We start from the raw sequence: 1,176 nt of genomic DNA, 5'->3' as shown, positions 1-1,176 counted from the left end.
ATGGCGAAGGCAAAGTTTGAGCGGACGAAGCCGCATGTGAACGTGGGGACGATCGGCCACGTGGACCACGGCAAGACGTCGCTGACGGCTGCGATCACGAAGTACTTCGGCGAGTTCAAGGCGTACGACCAGATCGACGCGGCGCCGGAGGAGAAGGCGCGCGGCATCACGATCTCGACGGCGCATGTCGAATACGAGACCGAGAACCGGCACTACGCGCATGTCGACTGCCCGGGTCACGCCGACTACGTGAAGAACATGATCACGGGCGCGGCGCAGATGGACGGCGCGATCCTGGTGGTCTCGGCGGCGGACGGCCCGATGCCGCAGACGCGCGAGCACATCCTGCTCGCCCGCCAGGTCGGCGTGCCGGCGCTGGTGGTCTTCCTCAACAAGGTCGACCAGGTCGACGATCCCGAGCTGCTCGAGCTCGTGGAGATGGAAGTGCGCGAGCTGCTGTCGTCCTACGACTTCCCCGGCGACGACATCCCGATCATCACCGGCTCGGCGCTGGCCGCGCTCGAGGATTCGAACAAGGAGATCGGCGAGGACGCGGTCCGCAAGCTGATGGCGGCGGTCGACGAGTACATCCCGACGCCGGAACGCCCGGTCGACCAGCCGTTCCTGATGCCGGTCGAGGACGTGTTCTCGATCTCGGGCCGCGGCACGGTCGCGACCGGCCGCGTCGAGCGTGGCATCGTCAAGGTCGGCGAGGAGCTCGAGATCGTCGGCATCCGGCCGTCGAAGAAGACCACCTGCACCGGCGTCGAGATGTTCCGCAAGCTGCTCGACCAGGGCCAGGCGGGTGACAACGTCGGCCTGCTGCTCAGGGGCGTCGACCGCGAGGGCATCGAGCGCGGCCAGGTGCTCTGCAAGCCGGGCACGGTGAAGCCGCACACCAAGTTCGAGGCCGAGGCCTACATCCTGACCAAGGACGAGGGCGGCCGCCACACGCCGTTCTTCGCCAACTACCGCCCGCAGTTCTACTTCCGCACCACCGACGTCACCGGCACCGTCTCGCTGCCGGCCGGCACCGAGATGGTCATGCCGGGCGACAACCTGAAGTTCGAGGTCGAGCTCATCTCGCCCATCGCCATGGAAGAGAAGCTCCGCTTCGCCATCCGCGAGGGCGGACGCACCGTCGGCGCCGGCGTCGTCTCCAAGATCATCGAGTAA

Annotated in this window: 1 protein-coding gene; it reads left to right on the top strand. The window is 67.0% G+C overall.

Annotated features, from left to right (window positions below):
- Nucleotides 1-1,176, top strand: a 1,176-nt coding sequence (tuf, locus tag FJM51_RS23415; RefSeq protein ID WP_140456494.1) for an elongation factor Tu, incomplete at its 5' end; no start/stop codon positions are given.

The sequence above is a fragment of the Amaricoccus solimangrovi genome, from assembly GCF_006385685.1.
GTDB classification, from domain to species: Bacteria; Pseudomonadota; Alphaproteobacteria; order Rhodobacterales; family Rhodobacteraceae; genus Amaricoccus; species Amaricoccus solimangrovi.
This window is presented reverse-complemented; position numbering and strand designations above follow the sequence as displayed.